Raw genomic sequence first — 18,062 nt, 5'->3', positions numbered from 1 at the left:
GGGCACCGGGCGCGCGGGGGGAAGTGACGAAACGTCCAAGTCCGCGCGATGATCCTCCACGTGGTGTCCATCCCGTCGTCCGGTGTCACGCTCGCGACCCTGCTCGCCGATCCCGCGCTGCGGCTCGGGCGCGCCGCCGTCGACGACACCGACCTCGACGTCGTGGTCGCGGCGGCCGCGGTGTCGGAGCTGACCGAGCCCGGCTCGTGGCTGGAGGGCGGGGAGCTGGTGCTCACCGTGGGGTTCCTGCTGCCGTCGGACGTCGAGGGGCTCACCGCCTACGCCCGGCACCTGCGCGCGCACGGCGTCGTCGCGCTCGGGCTCGGGCTGGGTGCGGACCTGCCGCTCCGCCGGGTCCCGGCCGAGCTGGTCACCGCTGCCCGCCGGGCCGGGCTGCCGCTGCTGGGGGTCCCGGACGGTGTGCCGTTCGTCGCGGTGACCCGGGCCGTGTTCGCCCACCGCGACGCGGCCGAGCGGGCCCGGCTGCAGTGGGCGCTGCGCACCCAGCGTGCGCTGACCGCGGCCGCCGTCGTCCCGGGTGGACCGGCGGCGGTGCTCGCGGTGCACGCGCAGGCCACCGGGCGCACCGCGGTGGTCGTCGACCTGCTCGGACGGGTGCTGGCCGCCGCCCCGCCGGACGGCGCCGACGCCCTCGCCGCCGGCCTGGCGGGCACCGTCGCCGCCGTGCGTGCCCAGGGGCTGCTGGGGGCGGCGGTCGAGACCGGCGGCGGGCGCCGCCGCGAGGTGCACCCGCTGGGCTCACACCGGATCCGGGCGCTGCTGCTGGTGGACGGGCCCGCCGCGGGACCGCACTCCAACCAGGTCACCGGGGACCTGGTGTCGCTGCTGTCGCTGGACCTGGAACGCCGTGCCGGTCTCGACGCCGCGGTGCGCCGTGGCCGGGCCCGGTTGCTCGCGTTCCTGGAACGCGGAGTGGTCGACGACGCCGCCGCCGGCCGCAGGCTGGCCGCCGCCGGGCTGTCCGAACAGCCGCTGCGGGCCGCGGTCGTCGCCGCGCCGCGCCCGGACGAGCTGGCCGCCGACCTCGCCGCCGTGCTGCCCGACGCCCTGGTGCGGGTGGTGCGCGACGGCCCGGGGACCGAGCCCGCCGACCCCGCGGGCCGGGTCGAGCTGGCCGTGCCCGCGCCGGTCGACCTGGACACCGTGCTCACCACCCTGGCCGCGGGCCGCCCGGCCGGGATCGGGATCGCGGTGCGCCCCGGCGCGCTGGCGGTGTCGCTGCGCCAGGCCCGCTCGGCGCTGCCGGTGGCCCGGCTGACCGGGCGGACCGTGCACGCCGAGGACGTGGCGTCGAGCCGGATGCTGCTCGCGCTGCTCGACCACGACCGCCTCGGCGGGTTCGCCGACGCCGTCCTCGGCCCGTTCGACGCCGACCCGCGCGGCGCGCAGCTGCTGCGCGCGGTGGCCGCGTTCGTCGAGCGCAACGGCCACTGGGAGGCCACCGCTGCCGCGCTGGGCGTGCACCGGCACACCGTGCGGAACCGGATCGCCGCGGCCGAGCGGCTCAGCGGTCGCCGGCTGTCCTCGGCCCAGGACCGCCACGAGCTGTGGCTGGCGCTGCAGGCCCGCGACCTCGGCCGGGCCGGTGACGACACCCCGCCCGCGGGCGGGGCGGGCGCCGATCGGTTCTGACGGCGAGGTGCTCCCGTCCCGCTCCCGACCCGCCCGTCACGCCGTCGCACGTGCGGATCACCACCCTGGTCCAGCGCACCTTGACGGGACCCGGGGCCGCCACCGAAGGTGACTCACGACAACCGAAGACGGCGAGCGGGAACCAGGAAGCCGGTGCGAGTCCGGCGCGGTCCCGCCACTGTGACCCCCGGCCACGGCCGGGGGGAGCCAGACACTGCGCCCGTTCGCCGCGCCACCCCACCCGGGACGAGGATCCCGAGGAAGGTCCGTCGATGACGCGCGCCCATGCTGTGCCCGGAGCCCTCCGGTGATCCTCCTGCTGTCCACCTCGGACACCGACCTGCTCTCGGCCCGGTCCTCGGGCGCGGACTACCGCCTCGCCAACCCGAACCGGGTCACCCACGACGAGCTGGCCGAGATGGCCGACGCCGCCGACGTCGTCGTCGTCCGCGTCCTCGGCGGGTACCGCTACTTCGAGGAGGGCCTGGACCTGCTGCGGGCCCGCGCGACGCCGCTGGTCTGCCTGGGCGGGGAGATGGCCCCGGACGCGGAGATGATGGAGCTGTCCTCGGTGCCCGCGGGCGTCGCGGCCCAGGCGCACACCTACCTGGCGCAGGGCGGCACCGAGAACCTGGCGCAGCTGCACGCGTTCCTCTCCGACACCGTGCTGCTCACCGGTGAGGGCTTCGCGCCGCCGGTGGAGCTGCCCGAGTGGGGCGAGCTGTCCCTGCCTGCCACCGACGTCGACGGTCCGACGGTCGCGGTGCTGTTCTACCGCGCCCAGTTCCTCGCCGGGAACACCCGCTACATCGAGGCCCTCTGCGAGCAGATCGCCGCGAAGGGTGCCCGCGCGCTGCCGATCTGGTGCGCGTCGCTGCGCCAGGCCCCGGCCGCGCTGCTGGAGCGGCTGCGCGAGGCCGACGCCATGGTCGTCACCGTGCTCGCCGCGGGCGGCACCAAGCCCGCCGGCGCCCAGGCCGGTGGCGAGGACGAGGAGTGGGACGTCACCGAGCTGGCCGCGCTCGACGTCCCGATCCTGCAGGGCCTGTGCCTGACCAGCTCCCGGGCCACCTGGGAGGCCAACGACGACGGGATGTCCCCGCTCGACGTCGCCACCCAGGTCGCGGTGCCGGAGTTCGACGGCCGGCTGATCACCGTCCCGTTCTCGTTCAAGGAGACCGACGCCGACGGCCTCTCGGTCTACGTCCCCGACGACGAGCGGGCCGCCCGGGTCGCCGGGATCGCGGTGAAGCACGCGACGCTGCGCCGGGTCCCGAACGCGGACAAGAAGATCGTGCTGATGCTGTCGGCGTACCCGACCAAGCACGCGCGGATCGGCAACGCGGTCGGGCTGGACACCCCGGCGTCGACGGTGGCGCTGCTGCGCACGATGGCCGCGGCGGGCTACGCGGTCGCCACCGAGGGCGAGGCAGCGTTCCCGGGCGTCGAGGCCGGCGACGGCGACGCGCTCATGCACGCCCTGATCGAGGCCGGCGGGCAGGACCCGGACTGGCTCACCGAGGACAAGCTGGCCGGCAACCCGGTGCGGATCTCCGCCGCGACCTATCGCAGCTGGTTCGACACGCTGCCCGAGGACTTCCGCGACGGCGTCGTCGAGCACTGGGGCGAGGCGCCGGGCGAGCACTACGTCGACCGCTCGCAGAACCCGGACGGCGACATCGTCGTCGCGGCGCTGCGCCGCGGGAACGTCGTGCTGATCGTGCAGCCGCCGCGCGGTTTCGGGGAGAACCCGGTCGCGATCTACCACGACCCCGACCTGCCGCCGTCGCACCACTACCTGGGCGCCTACCGCTGGCTGGCCGCGCCGGAGTCCGAGGGCGGGTTCGGCGCGCACGCGATCGTGCACATCGGCAAGCACGGCAACCTGGAGTGGCTGCCCGGCAAGACACTGGGGATGTCGGCCTCCTGCGGCACCGACGCCGTCCTCGGCGACCTGCCGCTGGTCTACCCCTTCCTGGTGAACGACCCCGGCGAGGGCACGCAGGCCAAGCGCCGCGCGCACGCCACCCTGGTCGACCACCTCATCCCGCCGATGGCGCGCGCCGAGTCCTACGGCGACATCGCCCGCCTGGAGCAGCTGCTCGACGAGCACGCCAACATCTCCGCGCTGGACCCGGCGAAGCTGCCCGCGATCCGCCAGCAGATCTGGACGCTGATGACCGCGGCCCAGATGCACCAGGACCTCGGGCTGGAGCAGCGTCCCGACGAGGACGTCTTCGACGACATGCTCATGCACGTCGACGGCTGGCTCTGCGAGATCAAGGACGTCCAGATCCGCGACGGCCTGCACGTGCTCGCCCAGGCCCCGGCCGGGGAGCAGCGCGTCGACCTGGTGCTGGCGGTGCTCCGCGCCCGGCAGATGTGGGGCGGCGAGCAGTCGGTCCCCGGCCTGCGCCAGGCCCTCGGGCTGGTCGAGGACGGCTCGGAGACCAACGCCCGCACCGACGCCGTCGAGCAGGTGGCGCGCGCACTCGTCGCCGCGATGGAGTCCCGCGGCTGGGATCCGGCCGCCGTCGGCGCCGTGGTCGAGGAGCACCTGACCCCCGGCCCGGTCGGCTCCGAGGTGCTCCCCGCCGTGGACGCCGACGGGGTGCGTGCGGTGCTGCGCTTCGCCGCCGACGAGGTCGTGCCGCGGCTCGACGCCACCGCGCACGAGCTCGACCGGGTGCTGCACGCCCTCGACGGCGGCTTCATCCCGGCCGGCCCGTCCGGCTCCCCGCTGCGCGGGCTGGTCAACGTGCTCCCGACCGGGCGGAACTTCTACTCGGTCGACCCGAAGGCCGTCCCGTCGAAGCTGGCCTGGGAGACCGGGCAGGCGATGGCCGAGTCGCTGGTCGAGCGCTACCGGGCCGACCACGGCGAGTACCCGCGCAGCGTCGGCCTGTCGGTGTGGGGGACCAGCGCGATGCGGACCTCCGGCGACGACGTCGCCGAGGTGTTCGCCCTGCTCGGCGTCCGCCCGGTGTGGGACGACGCGAGCCGTCGCGTCCGCAGCCTGGAGGTGATCGACCTCGACGAGCTCGGCCGCCCGCGCGTCGACGTCACGGTCCGCATCTCCGGGTTCTTCCGCGACGCGTTCCCGCACGTGCTGGCCCTGCTCGACGACGCGGTGAAGCTGGTCGCCGAGCTGGACGAGACCCCGGAGCAGAACTACGTCCGCGTCCACGTCGAGGCCGACCGCGAGCGCACCGGCGACGACCGCCGCGCCCGCACCCGGATCTTCGGTTCCAAGCCGGGCACCTACGGCGCCGGGCTGCTCCAGCTCGTCGACTCCCGCGACTGGCGCGGCGACGCCGACCTCGCCGAGGTCTACTCCACCTGGGGCGGCTACGCCTACGGTCGCGGCCTCGACGGCGTCCCGGCCCGGGACGACATGGAGAACGCCTACCGGCGGATCGCGGTGGCGGCCAAGAACATCGACACCCGCGAGCACGACATCGCCGACTCCGACGACTACTACCAGTACCACGGCGGCATGGTCGCCACGGTGCGCGCGCTGACCGGCACCGCGCCGGCCGCCTACGTCGGGGACTCGACCCGTCCGGAGGCGGTGCGCACCCGCAGCCTGCACGAGGAGACCGCCCGGGTCTTCCGTGCCCGCGTGGTGAACCCGCGGTGGATCGCCGCGATGCGCCGGCACGGCTACAAGGGCGCGTTCGAGATGGCCGCGACCGTCGACTACCTGTTCGGCTGGGACGCCACCACCGGCGTCATCGCGGACTGGCAGTACGAGACGCTGACCGCCGAGTACGTGCTGGACCCGGACAACCGCAAGTTCCTGTCCGAGTCCAACCCGTGGGCGCTGCACGGCATGGCCGAACGGCTGCTGGAGGCCGTCGACCGCGGGCTCTGGGAGAGCCCGGAGCAGGCGACGCTGGACGCGCTGCGCCAGGCCTACCTGGAGTCCGAGGGCGACATCGAGGGGGACTGATCCCGTCGTGCCCCGGCCCGGGCCACGCCCCCTCGCCGAGCGGGTCGTGGCCCGGGCCGTCGGCGGTGGTCAGCCGCCCGTGGTGATCTCGATCCGGTTCACGACGGTGTCCGCGGCGAAGTCGTGCGCCTCGACCACGGTCCGCCCGCCGTCGACGACCAGCCGCAGCCCCTGGTTCATCGCCCGGGTCGGGGCGGCCACCTCGCTGCCGTCCGGCGCGGTCGACCACTGCGTCTGCAGCGAACCGGTGTTGACGGCGGTGAACCCCTCGGGGTGGCCGCCCGGGACGGTGCGGCGGACCGCCCAGTCGTCGAGCCCCAGGTCGTAGTGGGTGTGCCCGGTCAGGAACACGACGTCGGGATGGTCGCCCATGATCTGCAGCAGCCGGTCGTGCTCGGGTCGCGGGTACTGGCAGCAGTAGTTGTCCGCGCCCGTGGCACCCCGGATCCCCGACACGGTGTCGAGCAGCGGGTGGTGGGAGAACACCAGCACCGGACCCGGCCGGGCCGAGGCGCGGTCGAGCTCGCGGTCGAACCAGTCCAGCTGCTCGTCGCCGAGGACGGCGTAGGCGTCGTCGTCCGGCGCCGCCACACTGCCGAGGAACAGCACCGGCACCCCGCGGACGTCGCTGCGGTGGTAGGGCGCCGGCATCCCGGTGTAGCGCAGGAACCGCTCGGTGAGCACGGCGTCCGGCTCCCCGGTGTAGTACTCGTGGTTGCCGATCGCGGCCAGCGTCCGGGCCCGCGGCGGACCGGCGGCCAGGGCGGCGGTGAACGCCTCGTACTCGGCGACCGTGCCGGAGGGGACCAGGTCACCGTTGACGACGAGCGCGTCGGCGGGACCGGGGCCGTCGGCGTCGCGGCCGAGGTCGTCCAGATCCGCGAGGGTGTGTGCGAGGTCGGGCAGATCACCCTGCACGTCGCTGACCACGTCGAGCACGGCCCGCGGCCCGGCCTGCGGCGGGGGAGCGGCGAGGGCGGCCGGGGCGACGGCGAGGGACAGGGCGAGCACCGCTGCGGCGAGGAGGCGGATGCGGGGGGACGGGCGGGTCACGGGACCTCCGGGGGAGTGGGGACGACGACGCCCACCCTCACCCGGCCGGGTGATCACCAGACCGACGGCAGGTGTCGATCCGGACACGGCGGCCCGAACCGGTCGCCTCAGGGGTGGAGGCGGGTCCGCCCCGCGGTCACCGCGCCGATCCCGGAGAGGCAGGCCACGACCGCGACGAGCACCGGCAGCGCGACCGCGGGCGAGCCCAGCGCCACCAGCAGCGCCCCGCCCAGACCGACGAACGCCGCCGTCGCGAGCTGGTCGAGCAGCTGTGCCGCCGAGGAGTGCGCACCGACGTCACCGGCGTCGGAGTGGGCCAGGGTCAGGTAGGCGATCGCGGAGAACGCCACGCCCATCCCGAGCCCGGACACGCCCCAGAACCCGACGGTGAGCCAGCCCGGCAGAAGCCCGGCGGCGACCGGGACCAGCGCGACCTGGCCCGCGGCGATCATCGCGAACCCGGTGCGCAGCATCAGTGCGCGGTCGGCGTCGGGTCTGCGGGCCTGCCAGGCGGCGGCCGCCGACCAGCCCAGCGACGCGACGATCAGCGGCGTCCCGGCGGCGGTCAGCGACCAGCCGTGCGTCGCGGTGAGCACCAGGGGCAGGAACGACACGACCGGGAAGAACGCCCCGGCGACCAGACCGCGGGCCGCGACGACCGCGGCGATGCCCGGGCGCGCGACGACGGTCCCGCGGGGCAGCAGCCGGCGCAGCGACGGCACCAGCACCGCGACGGCGACGACGCCGGCCACTGCCCCGCCGACGTCCAGGTTCTCCAGCGCCCAGCTCAGCCCGGCGACGCCGACCGCGGCACCGAGTGCCGCGGGCACCAGACCCGCCCCACGGTCGCCCGCCGCCGGACCGGTGGGCGGTCGCAGGACGCGCACCACCGGCGCGATCAGCACCAGGGCCAGCCCCACCACCGGCAGCAGACCGAGGAAGACCCAGTGCCAGGAGAGGTGCTCGGTGACCAGCCCGGCCAGTGGCGGGCCGACGAGCGCGGGCAGCACCCACGCCGAGGAGATCAGCCCGAACACCACCGGGCGCGCCCGCGTGGGGTACACCTCGGCGACGAGCACGTACACCGCGACTCCCTGGGCTCCTGCACCCAGCCCCTGCAGGACCCGTCCGGCCAGCAGCCCGGCCATCGTCGTCGCGAACCCGGCGACGATCAGGCCCGTCCCGAACAGGACCGGCGCGGCGACGAGCGGCACCCGCGGGCCCCGGACGTCGCACCAGCGACCGCCGGCGACGGTGCCGAAGACCGCCGCGGCCAGGAACAGCACGAACGGCCAGGCGTACCGGGAGACTCCGCCCAGGTCGGCGACGACGGCGGGCATCGCGGTCCCCACCCCCATCGCCTCGAATGCGGTCAGGCTGACCAGCAGCAGGATCCCGACGGTCGTCGGCGCGCGGCCCGGGGACCAGACCCCCGCACCGTCCGTCCGCGCCTCGACCACGGCGTCACCCTGCCCCCTGAACCCGGGTGCAGGTCAAGGCGATTCAGTGATCACCTTTCGTGATCAACAAACACGCTCCGTGTTTCCGGTCCGCACAATCGGGTATCCCCAGCTATGACCAACATCACAACGATCATCGTCGTCGCCGTGGTGGTGATCGTCGTCGCCGTACTCGCCGTGGCCGCCGCGACGATGCTGCGCCGTCGTCGCTCCGCCGAGCTCCGCGACCAGTTCGGACCCGAGTACGAGCGCACCGTGCGCGCCGCGGACGACCCCCGCGACGCGGAGAAGGAGCTCGCCGGTCGCCGCAAGCGCCACGAAGCGCTGACCCTGCGATCCCTCGACCCGCAGGAGCGTGACGGCTACCGCCGCCGGTGGCAGCGGGTGCAGGAGGGGTTCGTCGACGACCCGTCCCGGGCGGTGCACGACGCCGACGCGCTCGTCGCCGACGTCATGGCGGCCCGCGGGTACCCCGCCGAGGACGTCGACCGCCGCGAGGAGGACCTGTCCGTCGCCTACCCGGTCGTCACGCAGCGCTACCGCGAGGCGCGGGCGATCTCCCGCGAGCACTCCGCCGGGCGAGCCGGGACCGAGGACCTCCGGCACGCGGTGACGAGCTACCGCGCGCTGATCGACGCCCTGCTCGACGACGGCGACGGCACCGGTTCCGGCGGCCGTCCCGAGAACGATGGCCGCCACCGCCAGGGCGGACCGGACCAGGACACCCGACGGGAGACCACGGCATGAGCGAGCACCAGGGCAACAGCAAGGCGGCCCGACTGGCCGACTCGATCAAGGACGCGTTCACCGACCGCAGCGAGGACGAGCGCGACGCCGGCTGGGAGCGCCGCGAGGCGGCGGGCACCGCCGAGCGGGACGCGGGGGCACCGGGGCGCCACGGCGACCCGGACGCCCCGCCGTTGGCGGGTCCCGGGGCCGGGCCGGGTGATGCCCCCGGCGGACGACCGGCCGAGGACCGCACGGCCGGTGGGGACCCGCAGGCTGCGCGTGTCGGTGACCCCGGCGGCGACCTGCCGGGCGGGGTCCCGCGTGGGATCGACCCGCACGCCGGTGACCTTCCCGGTGGCGCCCCACGGACCGGTGACCCGCGCGCGGGCGGTTTGCCGGGTGGCGACCCCCGCGGTGCCGACCCCCGCGGTGCCGACCCCCATGGCGGGTACCTGCCCGGCGGCGACCCCCACGGCGGACCGGGCGCACCGCCCCACGACGCGGCGCCCGGTTCCGCGGCCGGCGTGGCCGCCGCGGCGACCACCCGTGGCGCACCCGTCCGGGAGGACGGCGCCCTCGGCGGCAGTCGCCACGACGCGACACCGGGCCGCGGGCACGACGACCTGCGCGACCCCGGTGACCCGCGGGGTGGCGCGACCGGACCGGGGGCCGGGGCCGCCCCGGCGGCGACCGACCCCGCCACCGGCGGCTCGTCGCTGCTCCCGGCCGACCGGTCCCGCGAGTACCAGGACCGCTGGTCGACGCTGAAGGGCGAGTTCGTCGACGAGCCCCGCCGCGCCGTCCACGGGGCGAACGCGCTGGTGGGGGAGATCCTCGACGAGATGGAGTCGCTGTTCCGTCGTCAGCGCGACGACCTGGAGGCCCAGTTCTCCCGCGACGACGCCTCGACCGAGGACCTGCGCCAGGCGCTCACCCGCTACCGCGAGTTCTTCGACCGTCTGCTGTCCCTCTAGCGCCCGTCCGGACCCGACACCGCGCCGCACGGGTTCCGGCCGCGCCGCGGACCTGTGTGGCGTCCGGCTACGCGGGCCGGCGCCGCCACGGCCTCCGGGAGCTCAGCCCAGGGCGGGGACGATCGCCTCGACCAGGTGCGGGCCCGGCTCTGCCTGCGCCCGCCGCAGCGCGTCGAGCAGGGCCTCGGTGGTGGTGACCCGCTCGGCGGGCACCCCGAGCCCGGTCGCCAGCGCGGTGAAGTCCGGCGTCGGGTCGGACAGGTCCAGCATCCGCCCCGCCCGCCCCGAGTGGGCCGCCTCCCCGGCACCGGTGCGCGCGAGCTCGACCCGCAGGATCGAGTACGCCGCGTTGTTGATCAGCACGACGGTGACATCGAGCCGCTCGCGGGCCATCGTCCACAGGGCCTGCAGCGTGTAGAGCGCGCTGCCGTCGGCCTGCACCGCCACCACCGGACGGTCCGGGGCGGCGACGGCGGCGCCCACCGCGGCGGGCAGTCCCATCCCGATCGCGCCGCCGGTCAGCGCGATCTGGGTGTGCCGCGGCGCGGTCTGCAACGACATCGCGAGCGACGCCGTCGCCGTCAGCGCCTCGTCGACCACGATCGCGTCCTGCGGCAGCGTCGCGGCGACGGCGGCGCACAGCCCCCGCACATCGAGCGGACCCGGCGCGGGCTCCGGTGCCTCGTGCGGGGCGAGCACGGCAGCCGCGTCCCCGGCGACGACGTCGGCGAGGGCCTCCAGCGCGGCCGTCGCGTCGGTCGTCGCGTCGGCCAGCCCCACCACGGCGGCCCCCTCGGGCACCAGGTCCCCGGGCACGCCCGGGTAGCCGAAGAACGACACCGGCGACCGTGCCCCGGCCAGCACCAGCGACGACGTGCCGTCCAGCTGTGCGATCGCCTGCTCGGCGAAGTAGGCCAGCTTGTCGATGCGGGTCCGGCCGGCGCCGGTCTCCCAGCGCCGGGGGAAGGTCTCCACCAGCAGCCGCGTCCCGGTCGCGGCGGCGATCCGCCCGGCGGCGTCGACGCCCGCCGCGCTCAGTGCGGGCCCGCCCAGCAGCAGCGTCGCGCCGGGCGCGCGGACTGCGTCGGCGGCTGCGGCGACCCGTGAGGCGTCCGGCGGGATCGGCCCGGCGACCGGCAGCGGCGGGGCGAGCGACGCGCCCTCGGACCAGGACACGTCGGCGGGCAGCACCAGCGTCGCGACCTGCCCGCCGCGCTCGCCGGTCGCGGCGAGGGCACGCATGGCGTCGGCGGCGACGTCGCGGACGTCGCCGCTGGTGTGCACCCACCCGGAGACGGTCCGTGCGACCGCGGTGATGTCGGACTGCAGCGGCGCGTCGAACCGGACGTGGTCGGTCGCGTGCCCGCCGACGACGCACAGCAGCGGGATCCCGGCCCGGCGCGCGTTGTGCAGGTTCGCCAACCCGTTGCCCAGCCCCGGTCCCAGGTGCAGCAGCACCGCCGCGGGCTTCCCGGCGATGGGCGCGTAGGCGTCGGCGGCGCCGGTCGCGACGCCCTCGAACAGGGCCAGCACGCCACGCATCTCCGGCACCGCGTCGAGCGCCTGCACGAAGTGCATCTCCGAGGTGCCCGGGTTCATGAAGCACACGTCGACACCGGCCGCGGTGAGCGACCCGACCAGCGCCTCGGCGCCCCTCACGACCGGTTCCCGATCTGTACGGTCCACATGGTCGGTGAGTCCACACGATGTGACGCGTGCCCGCAGGACCCGGGTTCGAGTTGCGCCCCGCAGCGCCAGGGCGGGGAATGAGGGACTGTGAGCGACGACCGCACCGCCCCCGAGGTGTACACCCCGACCCCCGACGCTGGCGGGCACTGTCGGTCTGCCTGGTCGCCGGGTTCATGAGCCTGCTCGACGTCAGCATCGTCAACGTCGCGTTGCCCGCCATGCAGACCGCGCTGCGGGCCTCGGCCGCGCAGCTGTCGTGGATCGTGTCCGGCTACGCGCTCACGTTCGGCCTGGTCCTGGTCGCGTCCGGACGTCTGGGCGACGACCGCGGCCGCCGTCGCATGTTCGTCACCGGCCTCGCGCTGTTCACCCTCACCAGCGCCGTCGCCGGGTTCGCGCCGAACCCGGAGGTGCTCGTCGCGGTCCGGCTCGTGCAGGGCGTCGCGGCCGGGCTGCTGTCCCCGCAGGTCGTCGGGTTCATCCAGGACCTGTTCCGCGGTCCGGAGCGGGGCACCGCGTTCGGCATGTTCGGCGCCGTCGTCGGGATCTCCACCGCGGTCGGCCCACTGCTCGGCGGGCTGCTGCTGGCCTGGGCCGGCGACGCCGACGGCTGGCGCTGGGTCTTCTTCGTCAACATCCCGATCGGCGTCGCGGCGCTGGTCGCCGCGTTCCGGCTGTTGCCGGCCGACACCGCGCCGGCGGGGGAGCGGCGCCCGCTGGACCTGGGCGGTTCGGCGCTGCTCGGTGTCGCGGTCGTCGCGCTGATGCTGCCGCTGGTGCTCGCCGAGCGGGACCCGGCGTCGGCGCCCTGGTGGCTGGTCGCGGTCTCGGTCGTGGCGCTGGTGGCGTTCGTGGCGTGGGAGCGGCGGGCCAAGCGCGTCCACGGCCACCCGCTGGTCGACTTCGCGCTGCTGCGGACCCGCAGCTACGCCGTCGGAGCCTCGCTCGGCGCCGTCTACTTCGCCGGGTTCACCTCGATCTTCTTCGTGCTCACCCTCTACCTGCAGAACGGGCTGGGCTACACCCCGTTGCAGACCGGTCTGACGCTGACGGCGTTCGCGCTGGGCTCGGCCGTCACCTCCGCCCTGAGCGGACGCCTGGTGGCGCGCTTCGGGCAGCCGATGATCGTCGTCGGGCTGGCGACGGTGATGGTCGGGCTCGGTGTCACCGACCTCGTCCTCGCCGCGACCGCGCACAGTCCGTGGACCGGGCTCGCGATCGCCGGGCCACTGCTGCTCGCCGGGGCGGGCGGTGGGCTGGTGATCGCCCCGAACCAGACCCTCGCGTTGTCGGAGATCCCGCACACCTCCGGTGGTACCGCGGGCGGGGTGCTGCAGACCGGGCAGCGGATCGGGACGGCGATCGGGCTGTCCGCGGTCGGCGCGGTGTTCTTCGGCAGGCTCACCGCGTCCGGCGGCGACTGGGCGGACGCCATCTCGCACGGCCTGCTCATCACCGTCGGGCTGGTGGCACTGGCCCTGGTGCTCGGCGTCGCCGACCTGGTCGCGGCCCGGCGTGCCCGGGGCAGGGGCACGCCGGCGACCGCGACCGGCCGGCGGTAGGGGTCAGGTCCGGGCGACGGCGACGGCGTCGTCGCGCAGCCCCGACCGGAGCGTCTCGGTCATCAGCCAGGAACAGACCAGCGACACCAGCGCGATCCCGACGACGTAGCCGGCGACGGCGTAGAGCGACCCGGTCAGCGCGACGAGCGCGGTGCACAGCAGCGGTGCGAGGCCGCCCAGGATCGACGCGATCTGGTAGGCCAGCGACGCCCCCGAGTACCGCATGCTGGTGGAGAACTGCTCGGCGAAGAACGCCGACTGCGGCCCGTACACCGCCGAGCGCGCCACCTGCACGATCAGCCCGCCCAGCAGGAACAGCCAGATGCTGCCGGTGGACACGAGCCAGAAGTACGGCACCGCGAACACGGCCAGCAGCGCCATCCCGCCGACGAACATCGGGCGCCGACCGATCCGGTCCGACAGCAGACCGAACGCCAGGATCAGCGGGATGTCCGACAGCGACAGCACCGAGTTCGCGGCGAGGATCGTGGTGCGGTCGTAGGACAGCTGCTGGGTGGCGTAGGTGACCAGCCAGACCGAGGAGACGTAGAACGTCGAGTTCGTCGCGAGGAACGAACCGGCCGCGAGTCCGATCTCCTTCGGGTAGGTGCGCAATGCCTCCAGCACCGGCATCCGGTTCGCGGCCTTCTCGTCCATCGCCTGCTGGAACACCGGTGACTCGTGGACGCCGAGCCGGATCCACATCCCGACCGCGATCAGCGCGACGCTGGCGAGGAACGGCACCCGCCAGCCCCAGGCCAGGAACTGCTCGTCGGTCAGCGTCGCCGACAGCACCGCGAACGTCGCCGTCCCCAGGACCAGGCCGAGCGGGACGCCGACCTGCGGCCAGCTGCCGTAGAACCCGCGACGGTGCGCCGGGGCGTGCTCGACGGCCATCAGCGCCGCCCCGCCCCACTCGCCGCCGACACCGAAGCCCTGCAGGAACCGCAGGACCACCAGCAGGACCGGCGCCCAGATCCCGAGGGTGTCGTAACCGGGCAGCAGGCCCATCCCGACGGTCGCCGCGCCCATCAGGAGCAGCGAGTACACGAGCATCGGCTTGCGACCGACCTTGTCGCCGAAGTGCGCGAACACCGCGCCGCCCAGCGGGCGGGCGATGAACCCGACGGCGAACGCGCCGAACGCGGACAGGGTTCCGGTGACGGGGTCGACCGACGGGAAGAACACCTGGTTGAACACCAGGGCCGCGGCCGTGCCGAAGATGAAGAAGTCGTACCACTCGATGGTGGTGCCGACGAGACTGGCGGTGGCGACCTTGCGGGAGGACCGCGGTGCGGGTCCCGGCGACGCCGGCGGGACGGTGGGAGACATGCGTCACGACGCTAGGGTGGCGACCGATTCGTGTCGAGACGTACGGATGATCCTGTCGGATCCGGTCGTGATCATGTCGACCGGGGCTCAGCCGGGCCGGCGCCGTCCGGCCAGCACCCCGGCGAGGAGCACCACCACCAGCCCCGCGAGGGGGACGACGAGCAGCCCCACCCGCAGCGACGTCGCGTCGGCGACCAGCCCGACCACCGGCGGCGAGACCAGGAACCCGACCCGCATCAGCCACGTGACGATCGTCAGCCCGGTGCCCGGTGCCAGCCCCGGCAGGTGGTCGGCGGCGGTCATCGCGGCCGGGACGAGCGTCGCCACCCCGAAACCGGCGAGACCGAACCCGGCGACGGTGCCGGGCACCGTCGGGAACGCCAGCGCGAGGCCCATCCCGGCGAGCACGAGCCCGCCACCGGCGCGGGCCACCGCGCGCTGGCCGAACCGGTCGACCACCCGGTCACCGACCAGCCTGCCGACGAACTGGCAGCCCTGCAGCGCGACGAACCCGAGGCCGGCGACGGCCGCACCGGCCCCGAGCCCCTGCAGGTAGACCGCCGCCCAGGTGGCGCCGGAGTCCTCCACCAGGGTGCCGGAGATCGCGACCAGCCCGAACACGGCGAGCAGCGCCACGGTGCGGGTGCCGAGCCCGGTCCACGGCCTGCTCGGTGGCGCATCGTGGGCTGCACCGTCGGCCGCGCCGGGGGCCGGACGGTCGTCGCGGTCGTCGCCGCGCAGCAGCAGCGGGTACACCGCGACCGCGATCACCACCGAGAGCAGCGACGACAGCCCCAGGTGCACCGGCAGCGCCAGCCCGGCCCCGGCGGCGGCCGACCCCATCAGCCCGCCCGCGACCGCCCCGACCGACCAGAGCGCGTGGAACCCGTTGAGGATCGACCGGCCGTAGCGGCGCTGCACCCGGAGCCCGTGCGCGTTCTGCGCGACGTCCACGACGGCGTCGGACGCCCCGACCAGCAGCATCGCCGTGGCGAACAGCCCCCAGGACGGCGCGAACCCGACCAGCACGACGCCGAGGGCGATCACCGCCATCCCGAACGAGGCGACCCGCGCCGAGGTGAACCGGGCGATCAGCGGGCCCGCGGTGAGCCCGGCCAGCAGCGCCGCGAACGGCATCGCGGCCACCGCGAGCCCGAGCTGGGTGTTGGACAGGCCGAGGTCGGCCTTGACCTGCGGGAAGCGGGGCAGCAGGTTGGCGTAGACCAGGCCGTTGGTGAGGAAGACCAGGGCCACCGCCAGCCGGGCCCGTCGTTCCGTCCGGCCCGCTCCGACTGCCACCACGGGCCCATCATGCGGGAGCGGGCGGGCGCCTGCGGGGCGCGGGTCAGCCGTGGCGTTCCCGCCGGCGCGGCGCCGGGGTCATCCCCGCAGCGAGTTGAGCTTCACCGCGGTGCGCAGCGCCCCGGACACGCCCTTGTAGGCACTGTTGCGGGCGGTGTCGCGGACGTTGCGCAGCTGCGCGCGACGTTCGCGGCCCGCGCTGCTCCACGCCAGCAGCGACCTGCCCCACGAGTCCTTCGCGAGCTCCTTCGTCCCGGCCTCGCGGGCCAGCAGCGCCCAGCGGTCGCCGAAGTCGTCCAGCCCGTCGCGGTAGGCGAACACCGCGGGCCGGACGTAGGCCATCCCCGGGTGCTGGCGAGCCATCCGCGGGGCGTAGTCGGCGATGACCTTGTCCAGGCACTCGAACCGGCGCTGCCGGTTGGAGCTGATCGAGCCGGTGCGCATCAGCCGCATGTCGAGCAGCCAGCGGCGGGTGCCCCACATCAGCGGGTAGTTCGACCCGGCGGCGATCCGCAGCCACATCTCGAAGTCCACCGCGGAGGGCAGCGAGCAGTCGAAGCCGCCGACCTGGTCGAAGCAGGCCCGGCGGATCATCAGCGAGCTGCCGTTGTGCGGCGGGTTGTTCTCCACCAGCTGCTTGTCGATGTCGACCTTGCCCGACGGCTGCCAGCGCAGCGCCACGACCTGCCCGGACTCCATCATCACGCGGGTGTGGCAGTAGGCCATCCCGACCCCGGGCGGGGCGGTGTGCAGGGTCTCGAGCATGTGCGACAGGAACTCGGGGTGCCAGCGGTCGTCGCCGTCGAGGAACGCGACGAACGGGGCGGCGCTCTCGGCCAGCGCGCGGTTGCGCGCGGCGCCCGAGCCGCCGTTCTCCACCTGGATCAGCCGCACCCGCGGGTCGCGCTCGGCGCGCGAGCGCACGATGTCGGCGGTGTCGTCGGTCGAGCCGTCGTCGACGACGAGGTACTCGAACCGGGACTCGGTCTGCGCGAGCACCGAGTCGATGGCCTCACCGATCCACGGACCGACGTTGTAGGCCGGCGTGATCACGGTGACGAGAACGTGGGGGTTCCGCACGATCGGCACAGTCGGAGCTCCTTCCGGGGTGCGCCGTCTTCGGCGCCGTCGGCCCCTCAATCACCGTAAGGGGTGACGCAGTGCGTTCGGCACGCCCTCGACCGAGGCCGTGCTGCGGGCATTCCTCGCGAATGGCAACGAGCGTGCCCACTGTTGGTGACGTCCGTGCGGCATCCGGGGTTGCCCCGGACGGTCGGGCCACCCGGTCCGGGGCCGGTGCGCCGGGCGGTGGGAGAGGGTCGCTATCGTCCGGAGAATGTCGTTCGACGCACGGGTGATGCTGTCCCGACGGCTCCGGTTCCTGCCGCATCGCGCCTTCGCGATGGCCCACCACGCCCTGTTCCAGGGGGAGTTGACGACGTTCCGGCGGCCGCGGACCTGGTCCCAGCTGCTCGCCAAGAAGAACCTCGACGACCAGCCCGAACTGGTGCACGTCACCGCGGACAAGTACACCGTCCGCGAGCACGTCGCCGAGCGGATCGGGGCGGAGCACCTCATCCCGCTCCTCCAGGTGGTCGAGCGCGCCGAGGACCTCGACCTGGAGGCACCCACGGGCCCGTACGTCGTCAAGGGCACCCACGGCTGCGACATGACGATCCTGGTGCGCCACCCGGCCGCCGCCGACCACGCGAAGATCCGCTCGACGGTCGCCCGTTGGCTGCGCACCGACTTCTTCACCCACGGCTGGCGCGAGCGCCCCTACGAGGGGCTCACGCCGCGCGCCGTCGTCGAGGAGATGATCGGCGACGGCACCAAGCCGCCCGCCGACTACAAGTTCTTCGTCTTCCACGGCGAGCCCGCGATGGTCGTCGTCGACCAGGACCGGTTCACCGCCCACACCTCGACGATGCTGCACCCGGACTGGGTGCCGTTCCGGATCTCCGGGCGGTTCTCCCAGGCCGACGCGCTGCCGGAGAAGCCCGCCTCCTACGAGCGCATGCTGGAGATCGCCCGCGCGCTGGGCAAGGACTTCACCTTCTGCCGCGTCGACCTCTACGACGTCGACGGCCACGTCTACTTCGGCGAGATCACCCACAACCCGGGCGGCGGGCTCGTCCGGCTGCGGCCCCGCGCCTTCGACCGGGCCCTGGGGAACCTGTGGCGCAACGGGACACCGATCCCGGAGAAGTTCATCCAGCGTTCCTGACCGGGCTCGCGTACCCACCCGGCCCTCGCATTCCCGGCGGTCCCGCTGCCCTGCGGCGACCCGCCGCCCGCCGCAGCACCCCACGCGGCCGGTCGCCGCGCGTCGTCGCGGGTCGCCGCACGTCCACAC

At 74.8% G+C, this 18,062-nt stretch carries 12 protein-coding genes and 1 riboswitch; of the genes, 6 read left to right on the top strand and 6 right to left on the bottom strand.

The window, feature by feature from the left end; translation table 11 throughout:
* The first annotated feature begins 63 nt into the window (after positions 1–63).
* A complete protein-coding gene (locus FVA95_RS00295) occupies positions 64–1,653 on the top strand; it encodes a PucR family transcriptional regulator (protein WP_161992147.1) in 1,590 nt (529 codons plus the stop codon).
* Positions 1,654–1,793: 140 nt separating this feature from the next.
* A riboswitch (cobalamin riboswitch) is annotated at positions 1,794–1,870 on the top strand.
* 90 nt (positions 1,871–1,960) lie between these two features.
* Complete coding sequence (gene cobN, locus FVA95_RS00290; RefSeq protein ID WP_149662384.1) at positions 1,961–5,605, top strand: cobaltochelatase subunit CobN; 3,645 nt, start codon at positions 1,961–1,963, stop codon at positions 5,603–5,605.
* A gap of 69 nt (positions 5,606–5,674) precedes the next feature.
* Here cobN and FVA95_RS00285 read toward each other — a convergent pair whose 3' ends face one another.
* Entirely contained in the window at positions 5,675–6,658 is a 984-nt protein-coding gene (locus tag FVA95_RS00285) for a DUF4073 domain-containing protein (protein WP_149662383.1), read from the bottom strand.
* A 107-nt stretch (positions 6,659–6,765) separates the two neighbouring features.
* Entirely contained in the window at positions 6,766–8,118 is a 1,353-nt protein-coding gene (locus tag FVA95_RS00280) for an MFS transporter (protein ID WP_149662382.1), read from the bottom strand.
* 114 nt (positions 8,119–8,232) lie between these two features.
* Between FVA95_RS00280 and FVA95_RS00275 the strand changes: the two genes are divergently transcribed.
* Together FVA95_RS00275 and FVA95_RS00270 are read left to right on the top strand one after the other, a co-directional pair.
* Positions 8,233–8,865: a hypothetical protein gene (locus FVA95_RS00275; RefSeq protein ID WP_149662381.1), complete on the top strand. Its 633-nt coding sequence runs from the start codon at positions 8,233–8,235 to the stop codon at positions 8,863–8,865.
* Positions 8,862–9,821, top strand: coding sequence for a hypothetical protein (locus FVA95_RS00270; protein WP_149662380.1), 960 nt, complete (start codon positions 8,862–8,864; stop codon positions 9,819–9,821). Before FVA95_RS00275 ends, FVA95_RS00270 begins: the two co-directional genes overlap by 4 nt.
* A gap of 102 nt (positions 9,822–9,923) precedes the next feature.
* Here the strand turns inward: FVA95_RS00270 and FVA95_RS00265 are convergent, their stop codons facing one another.
* Positions 9,924–11,480 (bottom strand): acetolactate synthase large subunit, encoded by a 1,557-nt coding sequence (locus FVA95_RS00265; protein ID WP_149662379.1) that lies wholly within the window; start codon positions 11,478–11,480, stop codon positions 9,924–9,926.
* A 107-nt stretch (positions 11,481–11,587) separates the two neighbouring features.
* On the opposite strand from FVA95_RS00265, the gene FVA95_RS00260 reads away from it, so the two are divergent.
* Positions 11,588–13,072, top strand: a complete 1,485-nt coding sequence (locus FVA95_RS00260) for an MFS transporter (RefSeq protein ID WP_149662378.1) — start codon at positions 11,588–11,590, stop codon at positions 13,070–13,072.
* 3 nt (positions 13,073–13,075) lie between these two features.
* Here FVA95_RS00260 and FVA95_RS00255 read toward each other — a convergent pair whose 3' ends face one another.
* The 3 genes from FVA95_RS00255 to FVA95_RS00245 all read right to left on the bottom strand — a co-directional run bounded on the left by FVA95_RS00255 (position 13,076) and on the right by FVA95_RS00245 (position 16,786).
* The gene (locus FVA95_RS00255; protein WP_149662377.1) at positions 13,076–14,404 is read right to left on the bottom strand and encodes an MFS transporter; all 1,329 of its coding nucleotides are present in this window, start codon (positions 14,402–14,404) and stop codon (positions 13,076–13,078) included.
* A gap of 87 nt (positions 14,405–14,491) precedes the next feature.
* Complete coding sequence (locus FVA95_RS00250) at positions 14,492–15,706, bottom strand: MFS transporter (RefSeq protein WP_149662376.1); 1,215 nt, start codon at positions 15,704–15,706, stop codon at positions 14,492–14,494.
* A 78-nt stretch (positions 15,707–15,784) separates the two neighbouring features.
* The gene (locus FVA95_RS00245) at positions 15,785–16,786 is read right to left on the bottom strand and encodes a glycosyltransferase family A protein (protein ID WP_161992146.1); all 1,002 of its coding nucleotides are present in this window, start codon (positions 16,784–16,786) and stop codon (positions 15,785–15,787) included.
* Positions 16,787–17,042: 256 nt separating this feature from the next.
* On the opposite strand from FVA95_RS00245, the gene FVA95_RS00240 reads away from it, so the two are divergent.
* Complete coding sequence (locus tag FVA95_RS00240) at positions 17,043–17,933, top strand: ATP-grasp fold amidoligase family protein (protein ID WP_149662374.1); 891 nt, start codon at positions 17,043–17,045, stop codon at positions 17,931–17,933.
* Positions 17,934–18,062 lie beyond the last annotated feature (129 nt).

Origin of the sequence: Pseudonocardia sp. EV170527-09 (assembly GCF_008369905.1) — a bacterium.
Lineage (GTDB): Bacteria > Actinomycetota > Actinomycetes > Mycobacteriales > Pseudonocardiaceae > Pseudonocardia.
The sequence above is the reverse complement of the archived record's forward strand: the minus strand, read 5'-3'. Positions and strand labels throughout refer to the sequence as shown.